Source organism: Streptomyces sp. E2N166 (assembly GCF_003671715.1).
Taxonomy (GTDB): Bacteria; Actinomycetota; Actinomycetes; order Streptomycetales; family Streptomycetaceae; genus Streptomyces; species Streptomyces thinghirensis.
Window position 1 is genome coordinate 1,147,288 of sequence record NZ_RAIF01000006.1, and the last position, 1,354, is coordinate 1,148,641.

Consider the following 1,354-nt stretch of genomic DNA (forward strand, 5'->3'; position numbering starts at 1 on the left):
TCCCCCGCGCGCGGGGCACGTCGTCGAGATCCCGGTCCGCTACGACGGTCCGGACCTGGCCGACGTCGCCGCGCACTGGCGTGTGGCGGAGGACGAGGTGGGCCGCATCCACGCGGGTACGGAGTTCCACGTCGCCTTCTGCGGGTTCGCGCCCGGATTCGGGTACCTCGCCGGTCTGCCCGCGCGCTACGACGTCCCGCGCCGGGACACTCCGCGCACGGCCGTCCCGGCCGGTTCGGTGGCGCTGGCGGGTCCGTACACCGGCGTGTATCCGCGTTCGTCGCCGGGCGGCTGGCAGTTGATCGGCACCACGGACGCCGTGCTGTGGGACCACAGGCGCGTGCCCGCGGCGCTGCTGTCGCCGGGCACGCGCGTGCGGTTCGTCGCCCGTGGACACCTGCCCGAGCGTCAGGGGGGTTCATGACGGACCGTGCGCTCGCCGTCGTCCGGGCCGGGGCCCTGACCACCGTGCAGGACCGGGGCCGCCCCGGACACGCGCACCTCGGCGTCCCCCGCTCCGGGGCGCTCGACGCGCCCGCGGCTGCGCTGGTTCTCCGGCTGGTCGGCTGCCCGCCCGACGCCGCCGTCCTGGAGACCACGCTCACCGGCTGTGCCGTGCGTCCGCGTTGCGCGGTGACGGTGGCGGTCGGCGGCGCCCCCTGCCCGGTGACGGTGGACGGACGGCCGGTGCCCTGGGGCGCGCCGGTCGACGTGCCGGCCGGTGCGCTGCTGAACGTCGGAGCGGCCGACTCCGGCGTCCGCAGTTATGTGGCCGTCTCCGGCGGCGTTCTGGTCGAACCGGTCCTCGGCAGCCGCTCCACCGACCTGCTGTCCGGCCTCGGGCCGCCGCCCCTCACGGACGGCACGGTGCTGCCCCTGGGACGGCCGCGCGGGCGGTACGCGCGCGTGGACGTCGCCCCCCAGCCGGCGCCCCCGTCGGAGCTGGTCCTGCGGGTGACGCCGGGCCCGCGCGCCGACTGGTTCACGCCGGAGGCGGTACGGACGTTCACCTCGCGCGCGTACCGGGTGTCGCCCGCGAGCAACCGCATCGGACTGCGCATGGACGGACCGGCGCTGCAACGCGCCCGCCCGGGCGAACTCCCCAGTGAGGGCATGGTGCTGGGCGCGGTCCAGGTGCCGCCCGACGGCAGGCCGGTCGTGTTCCTGGCCGACCATCCGACGACCGGCGGCTACCCGGTGATCGGCGTCGTCCGCACCGCCGACCTCCCGGCGGCGGCCCAGACGCCACCGGGGACTCCGGTGCGCTTCGTCGCCGTCCGCAGACACTGACACCGCGACACCGCCCTCGGGTGCACCGGGTTCCCGGCGCCAGTGCTGCCGGTCCGCGTGCTGC

At 76.9% G+C, this 1,354-nt stretch carries 2 protein-coding genes; both read left to right on the forward strand.

Annotation, left to right across the window (positions count from 1 at the left end):
• On the forward strand, window positions 1-424 hold a 424-nt coding region (locus EBH09_RS05550; protein WP_238697191.1), incomplete at its 5' end, for a carboxyltransferase domain-containing protein.
• A complete protein-coding gene (locus EBH09_RS05555) occupies window positions 421-1,290 on the forward strand; it encodes a biotin-dependent carboxyltransferase family protein (protein WP_121745843.1) in 870 nt (289 codons plus the stop codon). The genes EBH09_RS05550 and EBH09_RS05555, both read left to right, overlap by 4 nt.
• Window positions 1,291-1,354 lie beyond the last annotated feature (64 nt).